General features: G+C 72.4%; 23 protein-coding genes. 12 read left to right on the forward strand and 11 right to left on the reverse strand.

Annotated elements, in window-relative coordinates; genetic code table 11:
• Position 1 precedes the first annotated feature (1 nt).
• The 3 genes from RNC47_RS08895 to RNC47_RS08905 all read left to right on the forward strand — a co-directional run bounded on the left by RNC47_RS08895 (position 2) and on the right by RNC47_RS08905 (position 3,765).
• On the forward strand, positions 2-2,080 hold the full coding sequence (locus RNC47_RS08895; RefSeq protein ID WP_311597131.1) for a GmrSD restriction endonuclease domain-containing protein: 2,079 nt from the start codon (positions 2-4) through the stop codon (positions 2,078-2,080).
• 122 nt (positions 2,081-2,202) lie between these two features.
• Positions 2,203-2,997, forward strand: coding sequence for a restriction endonuclease (locus RNC47_RS08900; protein WP_311597133.1), 795 nt, complete (start codon positions 2,203-2,205; stop codon positions 2,995-2,997).
• A gap of 201 nt (positions 2,998-3,198) precedes the next feature.
• On the forward strand, positions 3,199-3,765 hold the full coding sequence (locus RNC47_RS08905; RefSeq protein ID WP_311597135.1) for a Uma2 family endonuclease: 567 nt from the start codon (positions 3,199-3,201) through the stop codon (positions 3,763-3,765).
• A 57-nt stretch (positions 3,766-3,822) separates the two neighbouring features.
• Here RNC47_RS08905 and RNC47_RS08910 read toward each other — a convergent pair whose 3' ends face one another.
• The gene (locus RNC47_RS08910; protein WP_311597136.1) at positions 3,823-4,554 is read right to left on the reverse strand and encodes a TetR/AcrR family transcriptional regulator; all 732 of its coding nucleotides are present in this window, start codon (positions 4,552-4,554) and stop codon (positions 3,823-3,825) included.
• 111 nt (positions 4,555-4,665) lie between these two features.
• Here RNC47_RS08910 and RNC47_RS08915 point away from each other — a divergent pair, with 111 nt between their 5' ends.
• Together RNC47_RS08915 and RNC47_RS08920 are read left to right on the forward strand one after the other, a co-directional pair.
• Positions 4,666-5,937 (forward strand): MFS transporter, encoded by a 1,272-nt coding sequence (locus RNC47_RS08915; protein ID WP_311597137.1) that lies wholly within the window; start codon positions 4,666-4,668, stop codon positions 5,935-5,937.
• A gap of 9 nt (positions 5,938-5,946) precedes the next feature.
• Entirely contained in the window at positions 5,947-6,906 is a 960-nt protein-coding gene (locus RNC47_RS08920) for an aminoglycoside phosphotransferase family protein (RefSeq protein ID WP_311597139.1), read from the forward strand.
• Between the two features lie 3 nt (positions 6,907-6,909).
• Here RNC47_RS08920 and RNC47_RS08925 read toward each other — a convergent pair whose 3' ends face one another.
• Positions 6,910-7,245, reverse strand: coding sequence for a hypothetical protein (locus RNC47_RS08925; protein WP_311597141.1), 336 nt, complete (start codon positions 7,243-7,245; stop codon positions 6,910-6,912).
• A 29-nt stretch (positions 7,246-7,274) separates the two neighbouring features.
• Positions 7,275-8,021 carry a tetratricopeptide repeat protein gene (locus tag RNC47_RS08930; protein ID WP_311597143.1) on the reverse strand — a complete coding sequence of 249 codons (747 nt, stop codon included), beginning with the start codon at positions 8,019-8,021 and terminating at the stop codon, positions 7,275-7,277.
• A gap of 213 nt (positions 8,022-8,234) precedes the next feature.
• On the opposite strand from RNC47_RS08930, the gene RNC47_RS08935 reads away from it, so the two are divergent.
• Entirely contained in the window at positions 8,235-11,075 is a 2,841-nt protein-coding gene (locus tag RNC47_RS08935; RefSeq protein WP_311597144.1) for an alpha/beta hydrolase, read from the forward strand.
• A gap of 73 nt (positions 11,076-11,148) precedes the next feature.
• On the opposite strand, the gene RNC47_RS08940 is transcribed toward RNC47_RS08935, so the two are convergent.
• Positions 11,149-12,006: an SAM-dependent methyltransferase gene (locus RNC47_RS08940; RefSeq protein WP_311597146.1), complete on the reverse strand. Its 858-nt coding sequence runs from the start codon at positions 12,004-12,006 to the stop codon at positions 11,149-11,151.
• Positions 12,007-12,252: 246 nt separating this feature from the next.
• Here RNC47_RS08940 and RNC47_RS08945 point away from each other — a divergent pair, with 246 nt between their 5' ends.
• Together RNC47_RS08945 and RNC47_RS08950 are read left to right on the forward strand one after the other, a co-directional pair.
• Complete coding sequence (locus tag RNC47_RS08945; protein ID WP_311597148.1) at positions 12,253-13,611, forward strand: LamG-like jellyroll fold domain-containing protein; 1,359 nt, start codon at positions 12,253-12,255, stop codon at positions 13,609-13,611.
• Positions 13,608-15,449 (forward strand): hypothetical protein, encoded by a 1,842-nt coding sequence (locus tag RNC47_RS08950; protein ID WP_311597149.1) that lies wholly within the window; start codon positions 13,608-13,610, stop codon positions 15,447-15,449. Before RNC47_RS08945 ends, RNC47_RS08950 begins: the two co-directional genes overlap by 4 nt.
• A 16-nt stretch (positions 15,450-15,465) precedes the next feature.
• On the opposite strand, the gene RNC47_RS08955 is transcribed toward RNC47_RS08950, so the two are convergent.
• The 4 genes from RNC47_RS08955 to RNC47_RS08970 are packed head-to-tail and all read right to left on the reverse strand — an operon-like array spanning position 15,466 to position 19,704.
• Positions 15,466-16,716, reverse strand: coding sequence for an ABC transporter permease subunit (locus tag RNC47_RS08955; RefSeq protein WP_311597151.1), 1,251 nt, complete (start codon positions 16,714-16,716; stop codon positions 15,466-15,468).
• The gene (locus RNC47_RS08960; RefSeq protein ID WP_311597153.1) at positions 16,713-17,474 is read right to left on the reverse strand and encodes an ATP-binding cassette domain-containing protein; all 762 of its coding nucleotides are present in this window, start codon (positions 17,472-17,474) and stop codon (positions 16,713-16,715) included. Before RNC47_RS08960 ends, RNC47_RS08955 begins: the two co-directional genes overlap by 4 nt.
• Positions 17,471-18,589 (reverse strand): substrate-binding domain-containing protein, encoded by a 1,119-nt coding sequence (locus RNC47_RS08965; protein WP_311597155.1) that lies wholly within the window; start codon positions 18,587-18,589, stop codon positions 17,471-17,473. The genes RNC47_RS08960 and RNC47_RS08965 overlap by 4 nt, the downstream gene beginning before the upstream one ends.
• Positions 18,586-19,704 (reverse strand): ROK family transcriptional regulator, encoded by a 1,119-nt coding sequence (locus RNC47_RS08970; protein ID WP_311597157.1) that lies wholly within the window; start codon positions 19,702-19,704, stop codon positions 18,586-18,588. Before RNC47_RS08970 ends, RNC47_RS08965 begins: the two co-directional genes overlap by 4 nt.
• A gap of 301 nt (positions 19,705-20,005) precedes the next feature.
• Here RNC47_RS08970 and RNC47_RS08975 point away from each other — a divergent pair, with 301 nt between their 5' ends.
• The 3 genes from RNC47_RS08975 to RNC47_RS08985 all read left to right on the forward strand — a co-directional run bounded on the left by RNC47_RS08975 (position 20,006) and on the right by RNC47_RS08985 (position 23,185).
• On the forward strand, positions 20,006-21,298 hold the full coding sequence (locus tag RNC47_RS08975) for an ABC transporter substrate-binding protein (RefSeq protein WP_311597158.1): 1,293 nt from the start codon (positions 20,006-20,008) through the stop codon (positions 21,296-21,298).
• A gap of 94 nt (positions 21,299-21,392) precedes the next feature.
• Positions 21,393-22,292 carry a carbohydrate ABC transporter permease gene (locus RNC47_RS08980; protein WP_311597159.1) on the forward strand — a complete coding sequence of 300 codons (900 nt, stop codon included), beginning with the start codon at positions 21,393-21,395 and terminating at the stop codon, positions 22,290-22,292.
• A complete protein-coding gene (locus RNC47_RS08985) occupies positions 22,292-23,185 on the forward strand; it encodes a carbohydrate ABC transporter permease (RefSeq protein ID WP_311597161.1) in 894 nt (297 codons plus the stop codon). The genes RNC47_RS08980 and RNC47_RS08985 overlap by 1 nt, the downstream gene beginning before the upstream one ends.
• Positions 23,186-23,302: 117 nt before the next feature.
• Here the strand turns inward: RNC47_RS08985 and RNC47_RS08990 are convergent, their stop codons facing one another.
• The 3 genes from RNC47_RS08990 to RNC47_RS09000 all read right to left on the reverse strand — a co-directional run bounded on the left by RNC47_RS08990 (position 23,303) and on the right by RNC47_RS09000 (position 25,741).
• Positions 23,303-23,593 (reverse strand): hypothetical protein, encoded by a 291-nt coding sequence (locus RNC47_RS08990; protein WP_311597162.1) that lies wholly within the window; start codon positions 23,591-23,593, stop codon positions 23,303-23,305.
• Between the two features lie 1,099 nt (positions 23,594-24,692).
• The gene (locus RNC47_RS08995; protein ID WP_311597164.1) at positions 24,693-24,884 is read right to left on the reverse strand and encodes a hypothetical protein; all 192 of its coding nucleotides are present in this window, start codon (positions 24,882-24,884) and stop codon (positions 24,693-24,695) included.
• 8 nt (positions 24,885-24,892) lie between these two features.
• Positions 24,893-25,741 carry a helix-turn-helix domain-containing protein gene (locus tag RNC47_RS09000; RefSeq protein ID WP_311597166.1) on the reverse strand — a complete coding sequence of 283 codons (849 nt, stop codon included), beginning with the start codon at positions 25,739-25,741 and terminating at the stop codon, positions 24,893-24,895.
• Positions 25,742-25,986: 245 nt separating this feature from the next.
• Between RNC47_RS09000 and RNC47_RS09005 the strand changes: the two genes are divergently transcribed.
• Positions 25,987-26,409 carry an ATP-binding protein gene (locus RNC47_RS09005; RefSeq protein ID WP_311597168.1) on the forward strand — a complete coding sequence of 141 codons (423 nt, stop codon included), beginning with the start codon at positions 25,987-25,989 and terminating at the stop codon, positions 26,407-26,409.
• Positions 26,410-26,726 lie beyond the last annotated feature (317 nt).

The following is a 26,726-nucleotide window of genomic DNA, read 5'->3' on the forward strand; positions in this document are numbered from 1 at the left end:
GATGCCCGAGGTCCGCTACAAGGACACCAGCTACCCCGTCTCCCGACTGGTCCAGGACATCGCCAGCGGCGAGATCGCCCTGCCCGACCTGCAACGGCCCTACGTGTGGCCGGCGGCCAAGGCCCGTGATCTGTTCGACTCCATGTACAAGGGTTTCCCGGTGGGCTATCTGCTCTTCTGGGAGACTGGAGTGGACGCCGGCACCCGGCAGATCGGCACCGGCGAGGCCCACCAGGTCGCCCGGCAGCTCATCGTGGACGGCCAGCAGCGGCTGACCTCTCTCTACGCGGTGATGAGCGGTGCGCCCGTGACGCGCGAGGACTACTCCACGGGGCGCATCCGCCTCGCCTTCCGCCCCGCCGACGCCACCTTCGCCGTCACTGACGCCGCCGTGGAACAGGACCCTGAGTACTTGGCCGACATCAGCGAGCTGTGGAAGCCGGAGAACCGTAAGCGGACCGTCCGCGCCTTCCTGAGCCGGCTGGGGGAGAAGCGTCCGCTCGACGAGGACGAGCGGGACACACTCGACTCCGCCATCGACCGCGTCTACGAGCTCGGCTCCTACACCTTCAAGGTGGTGGAGCTGTCCAGCTCCGTCGACGAGGAGGAGGTCGCCGAGATCTTCGTCCGCATCAACAGCAAGGGAGTCGCCCTCAACCAGGCCGACTTCATCCTGACGCTGATGTCGGTGTTCTGGGAGAAGGGCCGCCGCGAACTGGAGGAATTCTCCCGAGCCGCCCGCGAACCGTCCCTCGACGGCCCCTCCCCGTTCAACTGGTACATCCAGCCGGACCCCGCCCAACTGCTGCGGGTCACCACCACCGTCGCCCTCAAGCGTGCCGTGCTCAAGCAGGTCTACACGGCCCTGCGCGGCCGCTCCCTGGAGACCGGCAAGCCCGACCCGACCCGGCGCGAGGAGCAGTTCGCCAAGCTCCAGCAGGCCCAGCGGCACGTGCTCGACCTCACCCACTGGCACGAGTTCCTCCAGTGCCTGGAGCGCGCCGGCTTCCGCGGCACCAAGATGATCTCGGCGCAGAACGCCGTCCTCTACAGCTACGCCCTCTGGCTGATCGGCCGCGTCGAACACCAGGTGCCCATCGACCGGCTGCGCGAGGTCATCGCCCGGTGGTTCTTCATGGCCCATATGACAGGCCGCTACTCCGGCTCCTTCGAGAGCCAGGTCGAGAACGACCTGGCCCGACTCAACTCCGCCCGCGAGGAGGGGCGGAGCTTCGTCGCCACCCTCGACAAGATCATCGACGACACCCTCAGCCGCGACTTCTGGGAGATCACGCTCCCCAACGACCTGGACAGCTCCGCCGCCAAGTCGCCGGCGCTGATGGCCTATGTCGCCGCGCTCAACATCCTCGACGCCGACGCCCTCCTCTCCACCACCAGGGTGCGCAGCCGGCTCGACCCCGCTGTCACGCTGAAGAAGGGCATCGAGCGCCACCACCTCTTCCCCCGCAACCACCTCAAGGGCCAGGGCGTCAAGGAGACCAGCCGGATCAACCAGATCGCCAACATGGCCCTGGTCGAGTGGAGCGACAACATCGCCATCTCCGACCGGCCGCCCGCCGACTACTGGCCCCAGCAACTCGCCGCCAAGGCACTGCCGGCGGACCGCCTGGAGCGGCAGCGCTACTGGCACGCCCTGCCGTCCGACTGGGAGCACATGCCGTACGGCGACTTCCTGGCCGCCCGCCGCGCCCTGATGGCCGGCGTGGTCCGCGACGCCTTCCGCACCCTCGGCGACCACGACTACCGCCCCGTCTACCCGGAACCCGGCGCGCCGCCACGCACCCCCGAGCGATGGATCGTCCTGGCCGACCTCGTCGCCGCCGGGCTCCTCACGCCCGGCACCGTGGTGGAGTCCCGGCAGGGCGCCTACGAGGCCACCGGCGAGATCGACGGCGACGGCAATATCGTGCTGGACGGCCAGCGGTACGAGACGCCCTCCGGAGCGGCCCGTGCCCTGGGCTCGACCGCCAACGGCTGGACCTTCTGGCGGGCTCGGACAGCGGAGGGACTGCGGCCACTCGACGAGCTGCGGCGGGAGTACCGCGAGGCCCACAGCTGACCTCTTGGCCCGGTCAGGCGGCGGTGCGCCGCCGGCGCTCCACGGCCGAGCCATATGATGATCTGTTCGCGTGATGTTCAGGGGAGGTAGGGCGGGCGATGGGCGAGAAGAAGCAAGGAAACATGGCGTCACCACTCCAGGTCCAGCAGGTTCGCCAAGCGCTGTTGCGCGACTATGCCGGGCTCATCTACGACGACGATCTGCGGGGGTACGACGCACGGGGGCGGGAACAGCGCTTCCTCTCCCGCGCGTTGACCGCGGCCGCCGTCCGGATGGTCACCGGGTGCGACTACGAGACGGCCGGCCGGGCCGTGATCGACGGCGAACGGGACCAGGGCATCGACGGGGTGGCCGTCAGCGAGAGCTCCCAGGACGTATGGCTCGTCCAGGCCAAGTGGAGCGACGACGGCAAGGGCAAGCTGGATACCAACGCGGTCCACAAGCTGATCGCCGGATTCCGCCTCATCGAACAGCGCAACTTCGACCGCTTCAACGACCGCCTCGGCGACCCCATCGCCGCCCGCGTCAACGCGGCGCTGGGCGACGCCCGGCTGAAGATCACTCTGGTCATCGCCGTCATGGGCCCCGGCGTGCTCTCCGACGAGGTCACAGCGGCCCGCGACGACGTGTGCAACGACTTCAACGGCGCCCTCGGGCCCGTGCTCGGCTACCGGGTCGTCCACGCCGCCGACTTCCACAAGCAACTGCGCGACGACCTGGCACCCGAGCCGGTCAACGTCACGGCCCGGATGACCCACTGGATCAAGCGTGACGTCCCCTTCGAGGCGTGGCAGGGGACGGTGGCGGCGAGCGACATCGCCTGGTGGTACGCGGTGTACGAGTCCCGAAGACGACGCTGCTCACCGAGCCGGAGAACTTCTGGTACTTCGACAACGGCACCCTGGCCAAGAACATGATCGCCGTGCCCGAGTGCGACCACCGACACGCCGCTGGTCGCCGCCTCCCGCAGCGGCGTCGCCGGCGGTCTCCCGCGTACTGCCCACGGGCCGAGGACCTGATCTCCGCCTGGCGGTGCTGACGGCGGCCTTCCCCGGTCCGGACTCGGTACGCTGGGCCTGGAAGACAGCGCCCGCCGTACGGATGCGAGGAGGTGCGCCATGACCGCCGAGATGATCGCCCCCGCGTGGATGCACGAGCAGATCACGGCTGAGCAGTACGACTCCTGGTCCGAGGAGCAGTGCGCGGGCATTGAGATCGTCGACGGGATGGTCGTGGTGAGCCCCAGCGCGTCGAAGCGGCACAACCGCCTGGCACGGATCGTGGCCAACGCGTTGGAGGGGGCCGGCGGCCCGGACTGGAACGCCGACACGGATTTCGATGTCCGGCTTCAGGACGTGCCGCTGATCAATCGCCGTCCGGATGTGGTCGTGTACCGAGCGGACACCATCGACGAGACGCCCACCCGTCCCGAGCACGTGCTGTTGGTCGTCGAGGTGGTCTCGCCGGGCTCGGAGACCACCGACCGGATCGTGAAGGTCGCGCAGTACGCCAGGGCGGGCATCGCCTTCTACTGGCGGATCGAGCAAGCGGCCACGGGCGTCCCGCTGGCGTACACCTACGTCCTCGACCCCGCGACCAGGACGTATCGCGAGGGCGATGTGTTCACCGGCACCGTGAAGGTCTCGGCTCCGTTTCCGGTCGAGATCGATCTCACTCGGATCTGACTGCTCGCGGCCTGCGTTCTCGGTGAGGCGACGTCCACCCGCGCCCACCGCCGATGCCTACCCCCGCGCTCGTCCCCCAGGGCGGACGCGCGCGGCGAGGCCGTCGACGAGGAGGTCGACGGCGAAGGTGAACTGCTCGTCCTGGGAGGTGGGGGGCAGGTCGGCGAGGCGGGTGAGGTGGGGGAGGTCGGTGCCGGGTTCCGGGCGTAGCCAGGGGGGTGGGGTCTCGGTCAGCTCCCCGGGGGCGAGGTGGGCGGGCGGCCGGTCGTGGAGGGCGTCGTGGAACTCGACGAAGCCCACGACGAGGCGGATGGTCTCGACGCAGGCGCGGTAGGCGTCCGCCGGGGGCAGGCCGAGGGCGGTGAGGAAGCCGACGATCGCGTCGACGTTGCGCAGCATCGTCGGGTGGCGGGCCATCGTGACGTCCTCGGTGAGCGCCAGCGTGGTCATGCCGGGGTGGCGCCGGTAGTGGGCGCGCAGTTCGTCGCACAGCGCCCGCAGGCTGGGCCGCCAGCGGTCCGGGGCGGGGTCCAACTTCGGTGGGTGCCAGTCCTGTTCGAAGAGCTCGGCGGCGAGGCCGATCAGGTCGCGCCGGTCCTCCACGTAGTTGTAGAGGGCGCGGGGCGAGACGCCCAGCTCGGCGGCGAGCGAGCGCATCGTCAGTTCGGCCGGGCCGCGGCGGCCGATGAGGTCGAGGGCGGCGCGGCCGACCGACTCGCGGGTGAGCGTGGCGCGGCCCTTGCGGTGGGTCGGCCGGCGCCGGGCGGCGGGCGTTTCGCTGCTGCTCATCGAGGGCGAGGCTAGCAAGGCGCTTGAACTTCACACATGTTGACTTCAAGCGGGGTCGGCGGCGAGAGTGGGGCGGGTAAGGCTTGCCTCACTTCGATCTGGGGGTCACCCATGCCCGCGGCCCGTCTCGCCATGGACCTCAGCCCGCTCCGTGACAGTCGCGACTTCCGGCTGCTGTACGCCGGATTCCTCGGGGCGCTCCTCGGCACGCTGATGACCAGCGTGGCGGTGGCCGTCCAGGTGTACGAGCTCACGGGGTCGGCTGCCCAGCTCGGCCTGGTGAGCCTGGCCCGCGCCCTGCCCATGGTGGTCGGGGTGCTGGTGGGCGGCGTGCTCGCGGACCGGACGGACCGGCGGCTGCTGATGCTCGCCACCCGCCTTCCCCTGACGCTGGTCGCGGCGGCGCTCGCGGTCAACGCGCTGCTGCCGGAGCCGCGGCTGTGGCCGGTCTATGTCGCGACCGGTCTCACCGGCCTGCTCGCCGGCCTCGGCGGCCCCGCGATGCTGGCCGCCATCCCCACGCTGGTGGGGCGCGAACGCCTCGCCGCCGCCGGCGCGCTCACCTCGGCCTCCACCCAACTCGCGGCGCTCGTCGGGCCGGCCGTCGGCGGCGCGCTCATCGCCGGTCCCGGGCTCGCCGCCTGCTTCGCCGTGGACGCGGCCGGCCTCCTGGTGTTCTCGCTCGCGCTGCTGTTCGTGCGCCCGCTGCCGGTGGGCGGCCCAACGGCCACCTCGGCCAACGGAGTTCGGCGGGCGTTCGGCTCGGTGGCGGACGGGGTGCGTCATGTGCGGGGGAACCGGCTCATCGCGGGACTGCTGCTCATCGACGCCGCGGCCATGGTCTTCACGATGCCGCAGGCGCTCTACCCGGCCCTGGCCGACCAGCACTTCGGCGGCGGCCCCCAGGTCGTCGGGCTGCTCTACGCCGCCCCCGCCCTCGGCGCCCTCGTCGGCGCGGCGACCAGCGGCTGGACGGCGCGCGCCGGCGGGCACGCGCTGGTCGGCGCCGTCCTGCTGTGGGGGCTCGCGCTCACCGGGTTCGGCGCCGCGTCGGCGCTGCCGCTGGCCCTGGCGCTGCTGGCGCTCGCCGGCCTCGGCGACCTGATCTCCGAGGTCCTGCGCTCCGCGCTCCTCCAGCACGGCACGCCCGACGAACTGCGCGGCCGGGTCAGCGGCCTGTGGATGGTCCAGGCGACGGTCTCCCCGGCTCTCGGCAACGCCGCCGTCGGCTTCCTCGCCGAACTCACCAGCCCCCGCGCCGCCGTCGTCACCGGCGGACTCGTCTGCGTCGCCGCCACCCTGGCCGTCGCCGCGGCCTTCCCCGCCCTCCGCCGCGCGACCCTCGTCCCGCCGGCCGCGGGGGCCGGGCACCCCGCCGCGTAGGGTGCCCGCATGACGCTGACACCTGGGACGGGGATACCGGAGGAGTTCGCGCGCGGCACCGTTGAGCGCGAGGGCGAGCGTGGCGCGGCGTGGCTGGCCGAACTGCCGTGGATCGTGGAGGAGTTGCTGGAGCGCTGGGGGTGCGTGCCGGACGGCGCGGTGCGGCACGGTGGGGTCGGCGTCATCGTCCCGGTGCGGCGGGTCGGCGGGGAGGCGGCGGTGCTCAAGGTGTCGTTCCCGCACCCTGGGAACGACCACGAGCCGGACGCCTTCGAGGCGTGGGGCGGGCGCGGCGCCGTGCTGCTGCACGAGCGGGACGACGACCGGTACGCGATGCTGCTGGAGCGGGCCGGGACGGCGACGCTGGCCGAGCTCGTCGACGGCGACGAGGCGGTGGCGATCGCCGGGCGGCTCAGCCGCCGGCTCGCGGTCCCCGCGCCGCCCGCGCTGCCCCGGTTGGCGGCGCGTGCCGAGCGGTGGGCCGAGGAACTGCGCGCCGGCTCGGCCGAGTTCGGGTACCCGCTGCCGGGCCGGGTGGTCGACGCGGCGGTGGCGACCGTCACCGAGCTGGGCCGGGACCGGTCCGACACCCTCATCCACGGCGACCTACACGCCGGGAACATCCTGACCGCCGAGCGCGAGCCCTGGCTGGCCGTCGACCCCAAGGGGTGGGCCGGCGACCCCGCCTACGACGCCGGCACGCTGCTGAAGTCCCGTGCCATGACGTTCCTCGGCGCGGACGACCTGTCGAAGGCCGTCCTGCGGGTGATCCACGTCTACGCGGACGCCGCCGAGCTCGACCGGGAACGCGTGCTGCGCTGGGCCCAGTTCCACGCCGTGCAGACCACGTTCTGGGGGCGCCGGAACGGCTTCCGGATCGCCCGTGGCGGCCCGGCCCTCGACCAGCTCACCGCGTTCGCCGACCACCTGGCGGTGCTGCTCACCGAACTCGCCGGACGGTCGGCCTGACGCTCAGCGCACCGGCTCGCGCCCCGCGGCGAGTTCGGCGAGGACGTGGTCCGGGTCGTGCTGCTTCCAGTAACGGAACATGAGGGAGAGGCCGTTGTCCCGGCCCGTGGCCAAGGAGCCGATCGGCAGCGCCGGGTCGACGAGGAAGCGGGGCTCGGCCCACTGCTGCGCGACCACCGCGAGCGGGCGACGGCCGTCGGCCACCAGGATCCAGGTGGCCCGCCCGCCCGCGATGGTCGCGAGGAAGTGGCGCTCCAGCAGCCGCCCGACGACGTCGGCCAGCGGGGTCTCCGTCGGCAGCTCGGTCGTCTCGGCGTGCGGCAGGATGTCGTCGCCCATCGCGACACTGTCGCGGTCGGCCGTGACCCTCATCGGCGTGCCCGGGCTCGCCAGGCCGCGGCCTGGTCGGCGCGGCCCGTGGCGTCGAGCAGTTGGGCCAGCCGCTCGCTGGCGCCGGCGTGGCCCTGTTCGCCCGCGGCGGCGTACCACCGTTCGGCCTCGGCCGGTTCGCCGAGCTGCTCCTTCAACCGGCCCAGGTTGGCCATCCCGTCGGCGCTCCCGACCTTCGCCGCCTCGGTGAACCACCGCTCGGCCTCCCCGGTCATGCCCTGGAGCACGTACTGGATGGCCAGGTTGTTCATGCCGGTCGGGCTTCCGGACTCGGCGGCGCGCCGGTACCAGTCCATCGCCTCGTCGCGGCGGCCGGCGCGGCTGGCGAAGGTGCCGAGATCGTTCATGGCGGCGGCGTGGCCGCCCGCGGCGGCCCGGCGGTACCAGTGCTCGACGTCGTCCTGCCGCTCGGGCCGGGGGAGCGAGGCGCCGAACTCGTACATCGCCCACGGGTCCCCGGCCGCCGCGGCGCGCTCCAGCCACCGGGCCGCCTCCTCGGGCCGGCCCGTCGTCCTGGCCAGCCACAGCAGGCACTTGACCGAGGTGACGTCGCCGCGCTCGGCCGCCGGGCGGAAGTGCCGTTCGGCGGCCTCCACCAGGCCGAACTCGGCGAGCCGCGAGCACCACACGGTGACCTCGAACTCGTCGTCGACGGCGGCCGCCTGCGGCAGCACCGTCATCGCGGCGGGCCCGATGCCCCGGCCCAGCATGTCGTCGTCGCTCATGGCGCCAACCTACCGAGCGCGCCCCGGCCGTCTGGGAGAAAGCGCGGCGCCGAGCTGGCAGGAAGTGGCCGCGACGCGCGCCGGCGTAAAGCGGACGCAACAAACCGCCCGAACGTTCTTCACGCCCGGGACGTACGGTGCGTGCTGCCCGCCACCCGTCCGAAAAGGGGCGAGAGGCGGGCATCCTACGCACCTCATGAAGTAAGGCCCGACGTGACGACATTCCCCCGGCGTGTGAAACGCCTCGCCACCCTGCTGGCGCTCGCCTGTTGTGCCGGCCTCGCCGTCCCGGGCGTCGCCTCCGCCGCCCCCGACGACGCCGACCCCGAGGTGGCCTCGGGCCCCTCCTGGTCCGTGACCCGGGTCGCGGGCGGTTTCGAGGTCTCGCTGGAACTCGACAGGACGCCGCCCGTCACGGCGAGCGCGCCCACCCTCGCCGTCGACGGCCGCGTCCTCGGCCCCGCGACCGAGTCCGCCGACGGGCGCACCCTCTCGCTGGTCACCAACGACCCCTCGGTGGCGGACGCCACCGAGGTCACCACCGACGCCTTCGGCAGTGAGACGCCGGCCGGCGACCGCGAGCAGGTGACGCCCGCGCCGACCCCCGCCGGCGACCAGGAGGCGCTGGCCGCCGACCCGGCGCGCCGCGGCGACCACGAGGTGTACGAGGCCGAGTACGACTTCGGCGACCAGGCGGTGCCGCTGCTCAACATCGGCGGCATCCGCGGCGAGATGACGGGGAAGATCTACCTCCCGGACGGCCGCGGCGAGGCGCCCGTCGTCGTCTTCCTGCACGGCCGGCACACCTCCTGCTACGGCTCGGGCGCCGCCAACCCGGCGCGCTGGCCCTGCCTGGCCTCGCCGGACAGCACCGAGCAGCGCTTCCCCATACCCAGCCACCTCGGCTACGAGGACCCGGCCCGCGCGCTGGCCAGCAACGGCTACGCCGTCGTGTCGATCTCCGCCAACGCGATCAACGCCAACGACAACCAGCTCTCCGCCGACCACGGCGCCCAGGCCCGCGGCCAACTCGTCCTCGACACGCTGGAGATGCTGGAGCGCGCCAACGACGGTGGGGCCGTCGGCTTCCACGACGCGTTCACCGACCGGGACGTCAGCCTCGCCGACGCCCTCAGCGGCGACCTGCGGCCGGCGGACCTCGTCGGCCGCCTCGACCTGGACGACGTCGGCCTCATGGGCCACTCGCGCGGCGGCGAGGGCGTGGTCGCGGCCGCCACCCTCAACGACGCCCGGCCGGTGGCGCGGCAGTACGGGATCGACGCGGTGCTGCCGCTCGCCCCCGTCGCCTACGACCGCATCACGCTGCCCAACACGGTGACGGCGACGATCCTCCCGTACTGCGACGGCGACGTGGAGAACCTGATGGGCCAGCACATCGTCGACGACTCGCGGCACGCCTTCGACGACGACGTGCTCCGCTCGGCGGTCCTGGTGATGGGCGCCAACCACAACTACTTCAACACCGTCTGGACGCCGGGCCTCTTCCCCGCCGCCACCGCCGACGACTGGGCCTCCTTCGCCCCGGCGGGCGACGACCCGACCTGCGACGCCGCCGCGGCGACCACCACCCGCCTCACCGCGGCCGAGCAGCGGGAGGTCGGCGTCGCCTACCTGGCCGGCTTCTTCCGTCTGGTGCTGGGCGGGGAGGAGGAGTTCCTGCCGCTCTTCGACGGCTCGGACGTGATCGCCCCCTCGACGGCCTCGTTCGCCACCATCACCGTCACCGCCAACCAACCCGCCCGCTCCCGCCTGGACATCGCCACCTTCGAGCGGGCGTCCACGGCCGTGCGCGCCTCGGGCGACGTGACCGCCGAGGTGTGCGCCAGCATGGGCGGCCAGGGCGGCGTCACCCTGCCGCAGCCCCGGCCGTTCTGCGCCACCACGGTCGACCAGGCGGCGCTCCCGCACTGGTCACCGGCGCTGTGGGCGCCGAACGTCCCCGCCTCGCCGATGCTCCACCTCTCGTGGACCTCGGGCGACGGCGAACTCCGGGTGAGCCTGCCACGCGGCCGGCGCGACCTCGGCGACTACGAGCGGATCGCCGTGCGGATGGCGGCCGACGCGTCCGTCGCCACCACGACCGACGTCACCGTCAGCGTCACCGACGGCGACGGCGAGACGTGGTCGGCGCCCGTCTCGGAGCTCAACCCCGACGCCGTCACCCGACTCCCCGGCGCGGACCACCCCTGGCTGCGCAAGATCATCCTGCAGCAGGTCACCATCCCGACCGCCGCCCTCGACGGGCTCGACCTCACCGACGTGCGCGAGGTGCGCTTCACGCCGGCCACGGACTCCGGCGGCGTCTATCTCTCCGACCTGACCGCCGAGAACCCGGCCGTCGGCGCCCGCCGCCCCGCCCGGCAGGCGACCGTCGACATCGCGTCGACCCGCGTCGAGGAGGGCTCGGGCCCCGGCACCGCGCAGGTCGCGGCCGTGCTCTCGCAGCGCGTCGGCCACCCGGTCACCGCCTACGTCAGCGTCTTCGGCTCCGCCACCGGGCGGGCCGGGGTCACGATGCGGGAGGTCACCTTCGCGCCCGGCCAGGTCTGCGTGCCGGTGGCGGTCCCCACCTACGGGGACACCCTCCCGAGCGCGACCGCGACGACCTCCTTCAAGGTCTCGGCGACCAACGTCTCGGGCGCCGTGATGGGCGACGCCGGCTTCGGCACGCTGACCGTCCGCGAGGACGACGGCGTCACCGGCGGTTCCCCGGCGCCGGAGGTCGGCGAACAGGGCGACGTCTGCGCCGAGTACGCGGCCGCCGGGCGCACCGGCGGGCTGCGGGTCGCGGGACCGGTCACCGCGGGCTCGACCGTCGAGGTCGGCGCGCGGGGCTACCGGGCGGGCGAGAGCGTGGAGTTCACGCTGGGCGCCACCTCACTCGGCCGGTCCGTCGCGGACGACCGGGGCGCGGTCGCCTTCGAGGCGGCGGTCCCGGCCGACGCCCCGACCGGCCAGGCCACGCTCACCGCGACCGGCGCCGGCTCCGGGTACACCGCCGAGGCCCGGGTGCGGGTGCGGCCCGCGCGCTGACGCCCCGTCCGCCCCGCCTGCCCCGCGACCGTGGTCGGGCCTCGACGAGGGGCCCGGCCACGGTCAGGGCTCGTCAGGGCTTGAACGCGACGCCGGCCAGCAGGCTGACCTCGGCGTCCGTCATGGTCTCCCGGGCCAGCACGTGCAGGCGGGCGCTGGACTCGTAGGGGCGCCAGCGGTGGGCCACCGTCAGGCCCGGCTCGATCAGGTCGAGCCCGGCGAAGAACCGCTCGACCTCGGCCCGGGTGCGCACCTGGGCCGGGGTGCCGCTGGCCCGGTAGATCTCGACGGCCTTCGCCGTGGCGACGGGGTCGAAGTCCGGCGTGGCGTGGCTGATCGTCAGGGCCGAGCCGGACGGCACGGCGTCCAGCAGCGTCCTGACCACGCCGTAGGGGTCCCGGTCGTCCGGCATGAAGTGCAGCACCGCGCAGAGGCTGATGGCCACCGGCTGGCTGAGGTCCAGCGTCGACGTCAACTCGGGGGCGGACAGGATCGACTTCGGATCCGTGCCGTCCGCCCTGAGGTACGCGGTGCGGCCCTCGGGGGTGCTGTCCAGGAGCGCCTGCGCGTGGGCCAGCACCAGCGGGTCGTTGTCGACGTACACCACCCGGCACTCGGGGGCGACGCTCTGGACCACCTCGTGCAGGTTGGGAGAGGTGGGGATGCCGGTGCCGATGTCGAGGAACTGCCGGATGCCGGCCTCGGCGAGCGTCCGCACGGCCCGGTGCATGAAGGAACGGTTCTCCCTGGCGAGCGTGATGATGCCCGGGTAGACCGTCAGGGCCTGGATGGCGGCCTTGCGGTCCGCCTCGTAGTTGTCCTTGCCGCCCAGGAAGAAGTCGTACATCCGCGCGGAGTGGGGCCGGCCGAGGCGAAGGTCCTCAAGCCCCACCTCGGGGATGGCGGCGGTGGCGGGCTCGTTGCCGTCCATGACAGCCTTTCGTCTCAGCGCTCCGGGCGTCCCAGCGAGCCCATGGTAGCCGTGCGGCGCGCACCGGCACGACACTCAACTCCCTTGCACACCAGGCGTGTCGGGGCCACGCACGGCGCACACCCTCGCGCGCTTCCGCGCGCTCCGTCCGGCTCGCATGCCCACGTGGGCCGGGACGCATATACCCGTTATCCGCGGGCCGAGCCGCGTCCGCGGGGTGTCGGGGGAGTCAGGGGGGCTGTGCCCATGACGTGGAATCCGCTGCTGCACTACGACTTCGTCACCCACGCAGCGTTGGACGAGACGGGACACGGCTTCCACGGCCGCGTGGAACTGCCCGCGGCCGACCGCTGGGTGGACCGGCCGGTGGCCGCGATCGCCACCGCGGTGCGTTACGACCATCCGGAGTCCAAGATCGTGACCGGCCCCCGCCCCGAGTTCGCCGGTTGGCGCGGGCTGCGGGTGCGGGCCTACTTCAGGGCGGCGGACACCGTCGTCTCCCGCCGGCTCAACCTGGTCGAGGGCGACGGCTCGTTCGCCCTCTTCACCGAGCCGGGCGGGGTGCTGTCCGGCACCATCAACGACGGCTCGCCGAACTGGTGGGGCGTCTCCAGCCAGGTCGGCCGGCTGCGCGCCGGGCAGTGGCACCTCGCCGAGCTGCTGTACGACTCGGGGCAGGTGCTCACCCTCAGCGTGGACGGGCAGCTGCTCGGCGCCAGGACCACGGCCGGGCTGCCGATCCGCCCGGTCGGGGAGAACGGCATCCGCCTCGGCTACTGGCCGGGCGGCGACGCCCGCTACACCTTCGACGGGCTGCTCGGCCCGGTCTGGGTGGACACGCTGGACGAGCGGGAGGAGCTCGTCCTGCCCCTCGCCAAGCTGCTCTGCGCGGGATCGGACGGCACCAGCCGGATGGAGCTGTGGGACGCCGCGCTGCGGCGGGAGCTCACCGGCGCGGAACAGCAGGCGCTCAGGGAGTTCGGCACCGCTGTCACGGCCGGGGCGCGGCGGCTGGCCGGCGTCCTCGTGGGCCAGGCCGTCGACCCGGCGGCCACGCTGGACGCGCTCATGCCGATCGCCGTGGACATCGCCCGGCTGACCCAGGAGCACGAGCAGGCCGGCACCGACCTGTTGCGGGACCCGGCCCTGGCACGGCTGTTGGAGCGGTTCCTGACGACGGCGGGCCAGGACAACCCGGCCGCGCAGCAGGCCTTCGGCTGGGAGGCGCTGCGGCTCTTCGCGGCCAATCCGCTCTCCCACGAGCGGTGGGAGCAGATCAGGCGGGGCCATCCGGAGTGGTGCGTGAGCACCTTCCCGGCCGGCGTCCCCGGCGGCGGTCCCGGCGCGTACGACTGGCTGGTGGAGTGGCTGGAGCGCTGGTGCGCGGACCAGGGCGGCCGAGGCCCCGGGGGACCAGGAAGACCCGGGGGACCAGGAGGACCCGGCGGTCCGGGCGGTGGCCCGGGAGGTCCCGGCGGTCCCGGCGGTCCGGGCGGTGGCCCGGGGCACGGCTGCGGCTGCCGCGGCCGCGACGCCACCGAGGGCCGGCCCGCGACGCACATCCACGTCCACTGCGACCACCACGAGCCGGGGAGGCCCGCATGAGCAGGCTCGACACCATCCGTGCGTACCTCATCGAGCGCTTCTTCGAGATCCTGACCAGCGACCCGGACTTCGCCGGGCTCACCGAGCCGGCCGAACTGTTCGACCAGGACGGTCGGTTCGACGTCCCGGCCACCCCGGCCGGTTTCGTCCGCATCCCCACCACCACCGCCCTCGACGCCCGCGCCGACGCCAGCACCGACCCGGAGCAGCGGGAGCAGCTGGAGCGCTTCCGCTCCGTCCTGGAGCGCACCCTCGCCGAGCTGTTCGGCCTGCTCGGCTACGACGACCGCGACACCGCCGACGTGTTCACGGCGGTGGCCGAGCGCTGCGCGCCCGTGCTGCGGCACCCGGACAGCCAGACGTACTGGCCCGTGGACATCGCCCGCTACCTGGCGTTCGACGACGGCGTGCTGCGCGGCCGGCTGTACGGCGACGCCGGCGCCCGCCCGATCGGGCGGAACGCCTTCGACGTGCTCTTCGACAACCCGGAGGCGTGGCAGGGCCCGGCGCCCGAGGACGTCCCGGAGGGCGGGCGGCGGCCGTTCGCCGCCACCATCGGCATCGACGCCGGGGTGGCGCCCTACCCCGACTCGCCGCTCACCGCGGGCCACCTCAACCTGCCGGCCGGCGACGCCCGGCTCACCCCGGGGCGCCTGGTGCCCACCCTGTTCACCGAGGTCAAGTCGCCCGAGGCGGCCTCCCGGCTGAACCGGCACTACGCCGCGACGGCGGCCCGCGGCGGGCGCTTCGTCGAGCTGCGCAACAACCGGGTCCACCTGGACCCGTTGCGCGAGGTGCGCTTCCCGCGCAACGGCGGCGAGCCGCTGATGTTCCTCTACCACGCCTTCTACCCGGCGGACGACGGCGCCCGGCGCCTGGCCGTCGGCGACGGCACCAACCGGGAGTTCCACCACCTCGCCGTCGGCCTGCTGATGGACCGCTTCCCCGGCGGGGGCGGCGAGGGCGAAGGGCCCGCGGTGCGGCGGTGCCGGGCCGACGAGCCGCTCAGCGGGCTGCTGTTCCTCAGCACCAGCCCCACCACCGCCTCCGTGATCCCGCTCGACCATCCGGCCGTGACGCTCGTCGACGACGAGGGGGCCGAGAGCCCGGAAGGCCGTCACCCGGTGGTCTTCGCCAACCTGCTGGCCGTCCAGGGCCTGCAGAACCAGGTCAGCTACGACACCGTCCAGGAGGGCGGCCCGGGGCTCGCCGGAATCCCCCCGACCGACAGCGAGTTCTGGGCCGGCATCGGCGCCGCGCTGCCGGTGTTCGCCGTCGGCGGCGCGGGCATCGGCGCGGTGATCGGCGGGCCGGTCGGCGCGGGCATCGGGGCGGTCGTCGCGGTCGTGGTCGTGATCGTGGTCCGCCTCCTGGCCTGGCTGGTGGCCTGGCTGCTGAACAAGATCTTCGGCGGCGTGAAGGACCGGCAGTCGAACTACACCGACATCGACGGCTACTACGGCGACAAGAAGCCGCTGGAGTCGTTCCGCAACCCGGCGCAGCAGGACATCGGGCCGCCCGGCGTCGTCTCGGAGACCGGCGGCGAGACGCCCGGCCGCTCCTACACCCTCCGACACGTCCCGCACTTCCCCGCCGAGAACCTCTACGGCCTCGACTTCAGCACCGGCGACACCTTCCGGATCGTGGACGACGCGGCTCGGAACGAGAAGCTCGCCTGGCGCGCCTTCACCGGCGGCGTCGGCTACCAGTTCCAGCGCCCGGTCCCCGGCAGGACCGATGTCTCGGGCGCCTCGCTGCGCGACTACTTCGAGCTGTTCAGCGCGAAGTACGAGGAGCTGCGCGCCGCCAGGGAGCAGGTGGTCTACTTCGGCGAGTGAGACGGGAGCGACGAGGTCACGGCCGCAGCCGCGTCGCCGGGGTGGCGTCGCGGGTGCGGCGGCCGCGGATCAGGGTGTCGGCGGTGAGGGCCAGCAGCAGGACGAGGCCGGTGACGATGTAGCGGGAGGCCGTGTCCAGGTTCAGCAGCGTGAGGCCGTTGGAGATGGACGTGATGACGAGCACGCCGACCAGCGCCGACCAGGCGCTGCCCCGGCCGCCGAAGAGGCTCGTGCCGCCGATCACGGCCGCGGCGATGGCGGTCAGGAACGTCTCGGTGCCGCCCGTGCCCTGGTTCGCCGCGGCCAGCCGGCCCGTCGCGAGGACGCCGCCCAGCGCGGCGAGCGTCGAGCAGGCGACGAAGCACGACACCGTCGTGCGCCGCACCGCCACCCCCACCAGCAGCGCCGACCTGGGGTCGCCGCCCACCGCGCGCACGGCCCGGCCCCAGCGGGTGCGGCGCAGCAGCACGTCCACCACGACGACGAGCCCCACGAGCAGCACCACCGGGTAGCCGATGCCGCGCTCCGTGCCCAGGTAGCCGACGGTCACGGCCAGCACCGCGGCCAGCGCGGCCACCCGCAGCAGGAGCCGGGCCAGGCCGATCACCGGCAGCTCGGCCCGGATCCGCCGGGCCCGCTCCACCAGCTGGGCCACGGTGACCACGGCGACCGCGCAGGCCACCAGGCTCCAGGCCGCCAGCGGGGAGAGGAAGCTCTCCTGCGCGAAGCGCACCAGCCACGACTCGAAGGGCAGGTTGATCGACCCCTGCGGGCCGAGCACCCGGAGCTGCACGCCGGCGAGGGCCAGCAGCCCGGCGAGCGTCAGCACGAAGCTGGGCAGCCCGAGCCGGGTGGCCAGCAGTCCGTAGCCGAGGCCCACGACGACGCCCACGGCGAGGGCCAGCAGGACGCCGAGGGCGATCGGCCACTCCGCGGACACGGTGGTGACCGCGACGACCGCGGCGGCGAGACCGCTGACCGAGCCGACCGATAGGTCGATCTGCCCGACCAGCAGCACCAGGACCACGCCGAGCGCGATCACCCCGGTGGGCACGGACTGCAGGGTCAGGTTCACCAGGTTCTCGGCGGAGAGGAACGCCGGGTCGATGAGCGCGAACACGCCCCAGATCAGCACCAGGGCGCCGGTGACCGGGACCATGCCGAGCTGGCGGTCGGGGATGCGGTGCAGCAGCCGGTGCCAGGGCTCGTCGCCGGTGAAGGCGGCCACGAGCGCGCGCTGCCGCGGCGGTGCGGTGGTTCGGCTCATCGGGGCTTCCTGCCGCTCGGCCGGCTCACCCCGGTCATCGCGGCCAGCAGATCCTCGTACCCGACGCTCGCGGCGTCAAGTTCGCCGCCGACGCGGCCGAGCCGCAGCACCGCGAAGCGGTCGGCGACTGCCTGGAGGTCGGCCGCCTGGTGGCTGATGAGGACCACCGCGTGCCCGCGCTCGCGGAGCCGCTCCACGAGGTTGAGCACCTCGGCGGTCTGCCGGACGCCGAGCGCCGCGGTCGGCTCGTCGAGGACGACGACCCGGGGCGAGCCGAGCAGCGCCCGCGCCACGGCGACGACCTGCCGCTGCCCGCCGGACAGCGCCCGCACCGGCACCCGGACCGACGGGACGCTGGTGGCGAGCTGGCCGAGCAGCTCCCACGCCCGGCGCTCCATCGCGACCTCGTCGAGGAACCCGCCGCGGGTCGGCTCGTGGCCCAGGAAGAGGTTCTCGACGACGTCGAGGTTGTCGCAGAGCGCGAGCTCCTGGAAGACCGCGGCGATGCCCAGGCCACGGGCGACGGCGGGGGAGGAGAGCACCACGGGCGCCCCGTCGAGCAGGATCCGGCCGGCGTCCGGCCGGTACACGCCGGCGATCACGCCGGCCAGCGTCGACTTGCCGGCCGCGTTGTCGCCGACGACGGCCAGCACCTCGTGCTGGTGGATGTCCAGGTCGACGTCGATCAGGGCGCGCACGCCGCCGAAGTTCTTCGAGACCCCGCGCAGGGACAGCACGGGGGTGGTTCTGGCGCTCACGACCCCTCCCGGGCCAGGCCCGTGTCGGCGCACGCCGCCGCGTAGTAGGGGGTGCAGATCTCCTCCGCCGTGTGCACCCCGCCGTCGACGAGGACCCGTTCCACGTCGTCGACGCCGACCGCCCTGGGGGCCAGCAGCAGGCTGGGCACGCCCTGGATGGTGGCGGTGGTGCGGGGGGACTCGCCGCGCAGCACGCGCACGGCCAGCTCGGCCGCGGTGCGGGCCTGCTCGGTGGTCGCCTTGAACACGGTCATGTACTGGTCGCCGGAGATGATGCGCTGGGCCGCGGCCAGCTCGCCGTCCTGCCCGGTGACGGGCGGCACCGGGTGGAACCCGGCGGCCTTCATGGCGGCGATGGCGCCGCCCGCGATGCCGTCGTTGGCGGCGTAGACGCCGTCGATCCGGTCGCCGAACCTGGCCACCTGGCTCTCCACCCAGTCGGTGGCCATGTCCGGGCTCCAGTCCGGGGTGTCGTACTCGGCGAGCACCTCGATGTCCTCTCCTTCGAGGGCACGGTCGACGCCGGCGGCGAGCGCGGCGGCGTTGGGGTCGGTCGGCGAGCCGTGGACGAGGAGGATGCCCGGGGGCCGGCCGTCCGCCCGGGGGCCCCGCTCCCGGACGGCCTCCTCGACGGCGGTCACCAGCGAGACGCCCTGTAGGTAGCCGATGAGCTCGCTGTCGAACGACACGTAGTAGTCGATGTCGACGTCGGCGATGAACCGATCGTAGGCGATGACGGGCACGTCGTGCCGGCGAGCCTCCCGGACGATGCTGACGGCCGCCGAGGTGTCGACGGCGTCGAGCACCAGCACGTCGGCGCCCCTGGCGAGCATCGACTCGGCCTGCTGCTGCTGGGTCGCGGCGTTCTGGTCGGCGTTGGCGTAGTACACCTCGCAGCCGGGGCAGCGCTCCTCGACGACATGGACGAACGTGGGACGGTCGGTCGTCTCGTAGCGGGCGGTCTTCACCTCCGGCAGCAGCAGCCCGATGGCGCCCTCCGGCGGGGTGCCGGGGCCGACCGACCCGCACCCGGCCGCCGCCGCCAGCAGGAGCGCCGCCAGCCCGAGCGCGGCGAGCCGAAGCCGGCGAAGGGGGTCGAGAGGGCGGCGTATCACGGGGTCACCCCCAGCGCGCCGCTGATCCGGGCCGTGTCCAGGGCGACGGCCAGCGCCCCGCGCACCTCGGCGGCGGCGCCCAACTCGGAGGCGACCACCCGGACCGGGCCCGCCGTGCTCGGCATGGTGCGCTGCTCCACGACGGTGCGCATCGGGCCGAGCAGGATCTCGCCGGCCCCGGCGAGCCGGCCGCCGACCACGACGATCTCGGGGTCGACGAGGTTGCACAGGTTGGCGGCGGCCACGCCCAGGTGCTGCCCGGTGTCCGACAGCACCCGGCGGCAGCCCGGGTCGCCCTCCCTGGCGCGGAGGATGACGTCGTCCAGCGTGAGGTGCCCGTGGCTGGCGGCGAGCATCCCGAGCAGGGCCGGCGCGCCGACGAACGTCTCCAGGCAGCCCCGGTTGCCGCACCGGCAGATCGGCCCGTTCTCGTCGACCGTCACATGGCCTATCTCGCCGGCGCCGCCCGCCCGGCCGTGCACCAGCTGGCCGCCCATGACGAGGCCGCCGCCGACCCCGTGCGAGACCCGCAGGTAGGCGACGTTCTCGTGCCCGGCGGCGGCGCCGAGCCGGGTCTCGGCGAGGGCGCCGAGGTTGGCGTCGTTGTCGACCGCCACCGGGGCGGCCAACTCCTCGCCGAGCACCTCGGGCACGGCCACGCCGTCCCAGCCGCGCAGCATCCCGACCGTCGTGATGCGGCCGGTGCGGCGGTCGACGGCGGTGGGCAGGCAGACGCCCACGGCGAGCAGCTCCTCGGGGCCGGCGTCGAGGGACTCCAGCATCTCCACGACCAGCAGCGCCGCGCGGCGCAGCCCGGCGTCGGCCCGGTGGTCGGGCGCCAGCGGCATCCGCTGGTCGGCGAGCACCTGCATCGCGGCGTCGGCGAGCGCGACCCGCAGGGACCGGCTGCCGAAGTGCACCCCGGCGACCAGGCCGAGACCCCGGGCGAGGGTGACCTGGAGGGCGCGCCGCCCGCTGCGGGTGGACGGCGAGGTGTGCAGCACCCCGCTGGCCGCCAGCTCCTTGACGATGTTGGAGACGGTGGCCGGGGACAGCCCTGTGACACCGGCCAGTTCTATCTGCGTGAGCGAGCCGTGCCGCTGAACGGCGCTCACGATCCGGGCTCGGTTGGCCTCACGTAGTGAAGTCTGCGAGCCGGGAGTCACCCGGTCAGTGCGCACGTCGGGCAGCTTACCCGCCGCACCCGCGCCCGGTCAGGACCGCGTTGGCCGCCGCCCGCCCCGGGACCCCCGCCCACCAGCCGCTTGGATACACGAGCTGACCGCACATAACGATTAGAGGCTCCTTTGAATTTACTTCTTGATTTCAACGAGGGTCGGCCCTTGGATGTCCGCAGACACCAAGGACGCCCCCGGGGCGTCCCCCGGTACGGCAACGAAGGCGTAGGGAACACCCATGCGTGTCAATCGCAGGACCAGCACGATGGTGGCCGGCGCGGCCATCGCCGCCCTGACACTCGGGGCGTGCAGCGGTTCGAGCAACGGCGGCGGCGGTTCGAGCGGCGGCGGCGGTTCGAACGACGAGGTCGAGGTCTTCACCTGGTGGGCGGCCGGCTCCGAGAAGGCCGGACTCGACGCCCTGGTGGGCGCGTTCGAGGAGCAGCACCCCGACATCGAGTTCGTCAACGGCGCGGTCGCCGGCGGCGCGGGATCGGCCGCCAAGGACCTCCTCCAGTCCCGCCTCCAGGCCAGCGACCCGCCGGACACCTTCCAGGCGCACGCCGGCATGGAGCTGCTGGACTACATCAACGCGGCCCAGATCGAGGACGTCTCCGCGCTCTACGACGAGTTCGACCTGCGCGAGGCGTTCCCGTCGGACCTGATCGACCTGCTGACCCGGGACGGGCAGATCTACTCCATACCCTCCAACGTCCACCGGGCGAACGTGATGTGGTCCAACTCCGCGGTGCTGGAGGAGAACGGCATCGACCCGAACCCCAGCTACGCCTCGCTCGACGAGTGGTTCGAGGACCTCGACGCCCTCCAGGACGCCGGCGTCACCCCGCTGTCGGTCGCCACCGCCTGGACCCAGGTCCACCTGCTGGAGACGATCCTCCTCGCCGACCTCGGCCCCGACGCCTACACCGGCCTGTGGAACGGCTCGACCGACTGGGAGGGCGCCGACGTCACCGCCGCCCTGGAGGACTTCGAGCGGGCCATGAGCTACACCAACGACGACCGCGACGGCCTCGACTGGCCCGAGGCGACCCAGATGGTCATCGACGGCAACGCCGCCTTCAACGTGATGGGGGACTGGGCGGTCGCCGCGTTCGAGGAGCAGGGCCAGGAGCTGGGCACCGACTTCGCCGCGGTCCCGGTCCCCGGCACCGACGGCGTCTTCGACTTCCTCGCCGACTCCTTCACCCTGCCGACGGGCGCCCCCAACCCCGAGGGCTCCCGCGCCTGGCTGGAGACCGTCGCCTCCCTGGAGGGCCAGACGGCGTTCAGCGTGGCCAAGGGCTCCATCCCGGCCCGCGTCGACGCCGACCCGGCCGACTTCTCCGAGTACCAGCAGACCGCCATGGAGTCCTACGGCCAGGACACCATCGTCTCCTCCCTGGCGCACGGCGCCGCCGTCCCGGTCTCCCAGCTGAACGCCATCACGGACGCCACCAGCAGGTTCACCTCCGGCGCCGCCGACCTGTCGACGTTCCAGTCGGAGCTCGCCGCCGCGACGGCCACCAGCTGATCGCCGGCACCGACCCGGAACACGTCACGGTGCGCCGCCGGCCCTTCCCCGCCGACGGCGCGCCGTGACGACCCAAGGGAGACACGAGACACCGATGACACACACCCTGAAACGCGTCGGGCCGCCGCTGCTGCTGCTCGCCCCGTCGCTGGTCCTCGTGGGCGTCTTCGTCTACGGCCTGATCGCCGTGAACTTCGGGACGTCGACGACCGACATCCACACCGCGGCCCAGACCACGGGCCAGGAGCCGTCGAGCACCGTCTGGTTCGACAACTACCTCGACCTCCTCGGCAACGACGCCTTCCAGCACTCACTCCGCAACCTGCTGCTGTACACCCTGGTGTTCCTGGCCGGCACCATGGTCATGGGCTTCCTGTGGGCGTGGCTGCTGGAACGGCCGATCAGGGGCGAGGGCGTCTTCCGCTCGATCTACCTCTTCCCGATGGCCGTCTCCTTCGTGGCCTCGGGCGTGGTCTGGCGCTGGCTGCTGAACTCAGGGCAGGACGAGTCCGCCACCGGCCTCAACCGCCTCTTCCAGATGACCGGCCTCGACTTCCTCCAGAACAACTGGTGGAACAACGTCGACTACGGCATCACGGCCATCGCGATCCCCGCGATCTGGCAGCTGTCGGGCTACGTCATGGCGCTGTTCCTCGCCGGCTTCCGCGGCATCCCCGACGAACTCCGCGAGGCGGCGCGGATGGACGGCGCGACCACCTGGCAGCTCTACCGGCACGTGCTGTTCCCGCAGCTCTCCCCGGTGGCGCTCTCCGCGCTGATCATCATCGGCCACATGTCGCTGAAGTCCTTCGACCTGATCATGTCCATCTCGAAGCCGGCGAACTACCAGACGAAGGTCCCCGCGGTGGACATGTACGTCTTCAAGTCCAGCTTCGACTACGCCAACGCGGCCGCCGTCGGCTCGATCCTGCTGGTCCTGGTGGCCGTCGTGGTCGTGCCCTACCTCGTCCGCACCAACCGCAGGGAGCGGTGATGGCAGCCACCCTCTCCACAACCACCGCCCAGCCGACCACCAAGCGCCCCGCGCCGCCATCGCGGCGCCCCGCCGGCTTCCCCCTGGCCCGCACCCTGCGCTACGCCGCGCTCCTCTTCTTCCTCCTCATCGTCCTGATCCCGGTCTACGTGCTGCTGGTCACCAGCTTCAAGGGCCCCGGCGACGCGGCCCCCTCCCGCGCCTGGAGCCTCCCCTCCACCTGGACGCTGGACAACTGGCGCACCGCCGCCGACACGTTGACCCCCGCCATCGGACGCACCCTCCAGATGGTCGTCCCCTCGGCGATCATCTCCGCGCTGCTCGGCTCGATCAACGGCTTCGTGCTCTCCCGCTGGTCCTTCCGCGGCGCCAACCTGGTGTTCACGCTCATCCTGTTCGGGATGTTCATCCCGTACCAGGCGGTGATCATCCCGCTGAACGAGCTGGTCCTCGACCTGTCCCTGCCCAGCGGCGTACCGACGTTGATCCTGCTGCACGTGGTCTTCGGCATCCCGATCACGACGCTGATCTTCCGCAACTACTACCAGACCGTCCCCCACGAACTGGTCGAGGCCGCCCGCATCGACGGCGCCGGCATGCTGCGGACCTACTGGTCCGTCATCCTGCCGATCTCCATCCCCAGCTTCGTGGTCGTGCTGATCTGGCAGTTCACCTCCGCCTGGAACGACTTCCTGTTCGCGGTCTTCTTCTCCTCCAGCCAGAACGGCCCGGTCACCCTGGCGCTGAACAACCTGGCCAACGGCGCGCTCCTCCAGGACTACGGCGTCTCCATGGCCGGCGCGCTCTTCGCCTCCCTCCCGACGCTGGTCGTCTACATCGTCCTCGGCCGCTACTTCGTCGGCGGCCTGATGTCGGGGTCGGTCAAGAGCTGACGCCCCCAGGGCCGGCTCGGTCGCACGAGGCGCGGTGCTCGGGATCGCGGAAGTGGTCCCGACCACCGCGCCTCGCGATCGCCGTTCGGGTGGCGATCGCGGCCACGCTGCGAGCCCTTAGCGCCCTTCCGGGGCGTGGGCGGCGAAGCCCTGGTAGTCGTACTCCTCGGCGAACACGACGACTAGGACGTTCCCGTCCGCCGAGGCGACGAAGAGATCGTCGCCCAACGCCCCGCGAACGATCGTGGCCCAGCCGCTCTCGGGCAGTTGGCACTCCAGCCAGGGGAAGAACGCCATACCGGTCCTGAGCAGCACGTGGGTGCCCAGGCCCTGGCCGTGAGCGAACGCCTCGAGCCAGGCGTTCACCCGCTCCGGCCCCGCCTCCTCGCTGATGGCCGTGGCGGGCACCGAGTCGGTCCTGGTGAACTCATCGATCTTCGCGGGGATCCAGGCGGGAAGGTCCGCGGCCCCCGGGTAATCCGGGCAGCGCACTACCGTGAGTCGCCCGGGAACGATCTCGGATTCCTTGCGCCCTGACTTCCTGAAGCCTGAGGCGTAGCTGCTCGCTCGGGCCGGCGGTGTGCTCGGCGATCAGCCGAAATCCAGGGTGTGGGAGAGGAAGTCCCTCGATGGCGCTGCGGGGCGTTGCTCCTCTTCCCAGAGCGTGGCAGGTCGCGGAGCGGCTGCCGCCTCGCCGTGGGTCTTACAGCGGCCCCCGCCAGTGGCCACAGTGCATCGGGTGCCGCGCTTGGTTTGAGCGCCGCACTGGAGCGCTGGATCGTGCACATGGCACAAATCCGACGGTCCGGCATCGATGGGACAACGGTGTCCTGCCTTGGTCGTCGCCCGGCACTGCCGCTGTTGTGAGGAAGGCGTCATCATGCGCCACGAGCCTACGCGGTGCCCTGTCAACGCGCTTCGCCTGCAACGAAGTTGCGGCGCGAGGCCCCGCCCCGTTTGGCGTCGTCGCGCGGGTGACGGCGGACGCAGTCGCGCCCGGGCATGATGGCATACAGGCGACGGACGACCATCAAACTGGCGGACAGCCTCGACGCTCGCATGCGTCAGGAGGCTGCTCAGCGTGGCATGACCATCTCGGAGTCGACCCGAGAGGCCATCGCCTCCCACCTGCCAGGCGCCGGGCACCCGGGGCAGGCGCGGCGGCGTTCCGTTCGACGGGGGCCGGCGACAGCGGGCGCCCGGACATCGCTGAGCGCATGGAGGAAGCTCTCGCCGGCCTGCTTGAGGGGCGGGACATACTCGCCGAGGAGGAGAGTCGGCACCGCGAACCACACTGATCGTCGATGCCGGCCCTCTCTATGCTGCGCTCCATAACCTCGCAGACTGGCGCAGGGCCAACCGCGTTCCACCAGCGTGCCTTCGGTTAGTTCGCAGCGCCCCGCTCGCCGATCCGGTGTACCGGCGGTCACCCCTCGTGTCCCCCGTTGTTCCGTCGCCCGGCTGTGGTGTGTCTCACCACTATGACGGAAGGGGCCCTGGATGTGGGCTACAGCAGGTGGTCGGCCTTGCCGGCCTTGATGTCGGTGATGAGGGTGCGGAGGGCGTCGAGGGTGTCGGTGAGGTAGTGCTCCTCCTGACCGTTGACGGATATGTAGGCGTTGCCGTCGTTGTCGGTGCCGAATCGGAAGCAGGCTTCGCCTTCGGCGCAGAACGGGGCTTCCCAGGTGATGTCGGGCAAGGTGTCTCCTAGAGTTGGTTCGCGATCTCGCGGATGAAGGCACGAGACGGCCCCGGGGTCAGTGCCAGTTCCTGCAACCAGTCCAACTGGGCGCGATATTTCGCGAGCTGGCTCTCCGCGTGCAGGAAGTCGGGCCCGTGAGAACTGTCGACCTGGACCGTGTCGAGCTGTGGTACTCGCCCCTCCACGTAAAGGACGGCCTGTCCGGCGCTTGGGAAGCCGCCACTCTCGAAGGGGATCACCAAGACGGTGATGTTGTCGCGCTCGGACATGTCGATCAGGTGGGCCAGTTGTCCGCGTACGACATCCGGGGTGCCGAAGCGCATCCGGAGCGCTGCTTCGTGGATGAGAGCCAGGTACTGGGGCGGGGCCTCACCCAGGAGGATCTGTTGACGCTGGGTTCGGTGGGCAAGGCGGAGCGCGACCTCGTGCTCGGGCAGAGAGGGGATGGCGAGGCGAAAGACCGCCAGCGCATGGTCAGAGGTCTGGAGCAAGCCGGGGATGTGGACCATGTTCCAAACGCGCATGCGCGGGCTGTTCGCCTCCAACTCCGCGATGTCCAGCATCCCTTGCGGCAGGCTGCCACGGAAGGGTTCCCACCAGCCAGGGCCGGCCGTCGCCATCTGAACCAGGGCTTCGACGTATCGCTCATCCGTACAGTCACAGTTGCAGACGAGTGTGCGTAGGCGCTCCTCGCTGATGCCGCGCTGACCCGACTCCATGTTGGAGAGCCGGCCGCGATCGACCCCCAGCAGCCCCGCCGCGCGTTCGGCAGACATGCCAGCCGCCATGCGGAGTCTTCTCAACTCGCTGCCCAGGCGCCTCTGTCGCTCGGTCGGTGTTGTCCTGGGGGCCATGTTCTGCCTTCCATCGGGTCGCCCTGGCAAGGGGAGATGTCACCCACACGGTGAAATATAGCGTGAGAGATGGCAAATTTAACTCGCAGCCTCTACTGTCGGTACTAAGCACGCTACACACCGCTGTGTCGGAAGTGCGCCGCGCGAGCATGCCCGCCTGCCCTGGGGCGGGTGTGCCCGCGTCCAGGGCGGCGAGCCACCGGCCGGTGCGTCTTCAAACAACCGTCACCGCATCGGAGTTGGCCATGCCTGACATCCCGCTTGTGCCCACGCACTGGCACTTCCCTGCCCGTCTGGCCTCCGTCGGACGCGCCCGGCACGCCGTCCCCCAGGCGCTGCCGACTGGACTGCGACGGTGCCTGGGCGACGATCTGAGCCTGCTCACCTCCGAGTTGGTCACCAACGCGATCCGGCATGGCACGCACCAGCAGGACGAGCGGGTGGATCTCGTCCTGTGGCCCGCCGACGGTCACTACTGGATCGCCGTGTCCGACCCTGGCACGGCCGCCAGCAATGCCGTGCCCGCACCGCGGTCGCTCGACGTTGACGGCGAGACGGGCCGTGGCCTGCTGCTCGTCGATCGCCTCGCCGCCGCCTGGACCATCAGGCCCCGCCCCGTCCGAGGCGTGTCCGTCGTCGCCGGCCTCCCGCTTCACCGGGACGGATGACCTGCCCTCCGACCGGGCGGTCAGGCCGCTTCGTCGTCGATCTGCTCCCCCTGCGGATCATGCAGTAGGCGGCGCGGAGGGAGGTCCTGGTGGGGGAGATGTCCGCATCGGGGCAAGGTGAAGAGCCCAGGTTGGGGAGGCTCCCGGACGGGGCGGCCACCGTGGTGCGTGCCCGGCCGTTTGGTCGGGCGTTTGCCGTATGTCGTGGTCCTGGGGAGGGATATCGTTGGTGAGTCGCCCGTACAGGGAGTACGACACCCCGCGTGTGTTCACCCAGCGGGACACGTCCGGCGTGCACGCGCCGGATACGCCGGATA

The organism is Streptomyces millisiae (assembly GCF_031845425.1).
Classification (GTDB): Bacteria; Actinomycetota; Actinomycetes; order Streptomycetales; family Streptomycetaceae; genus Streptomyces; species Streptomyces millisiae.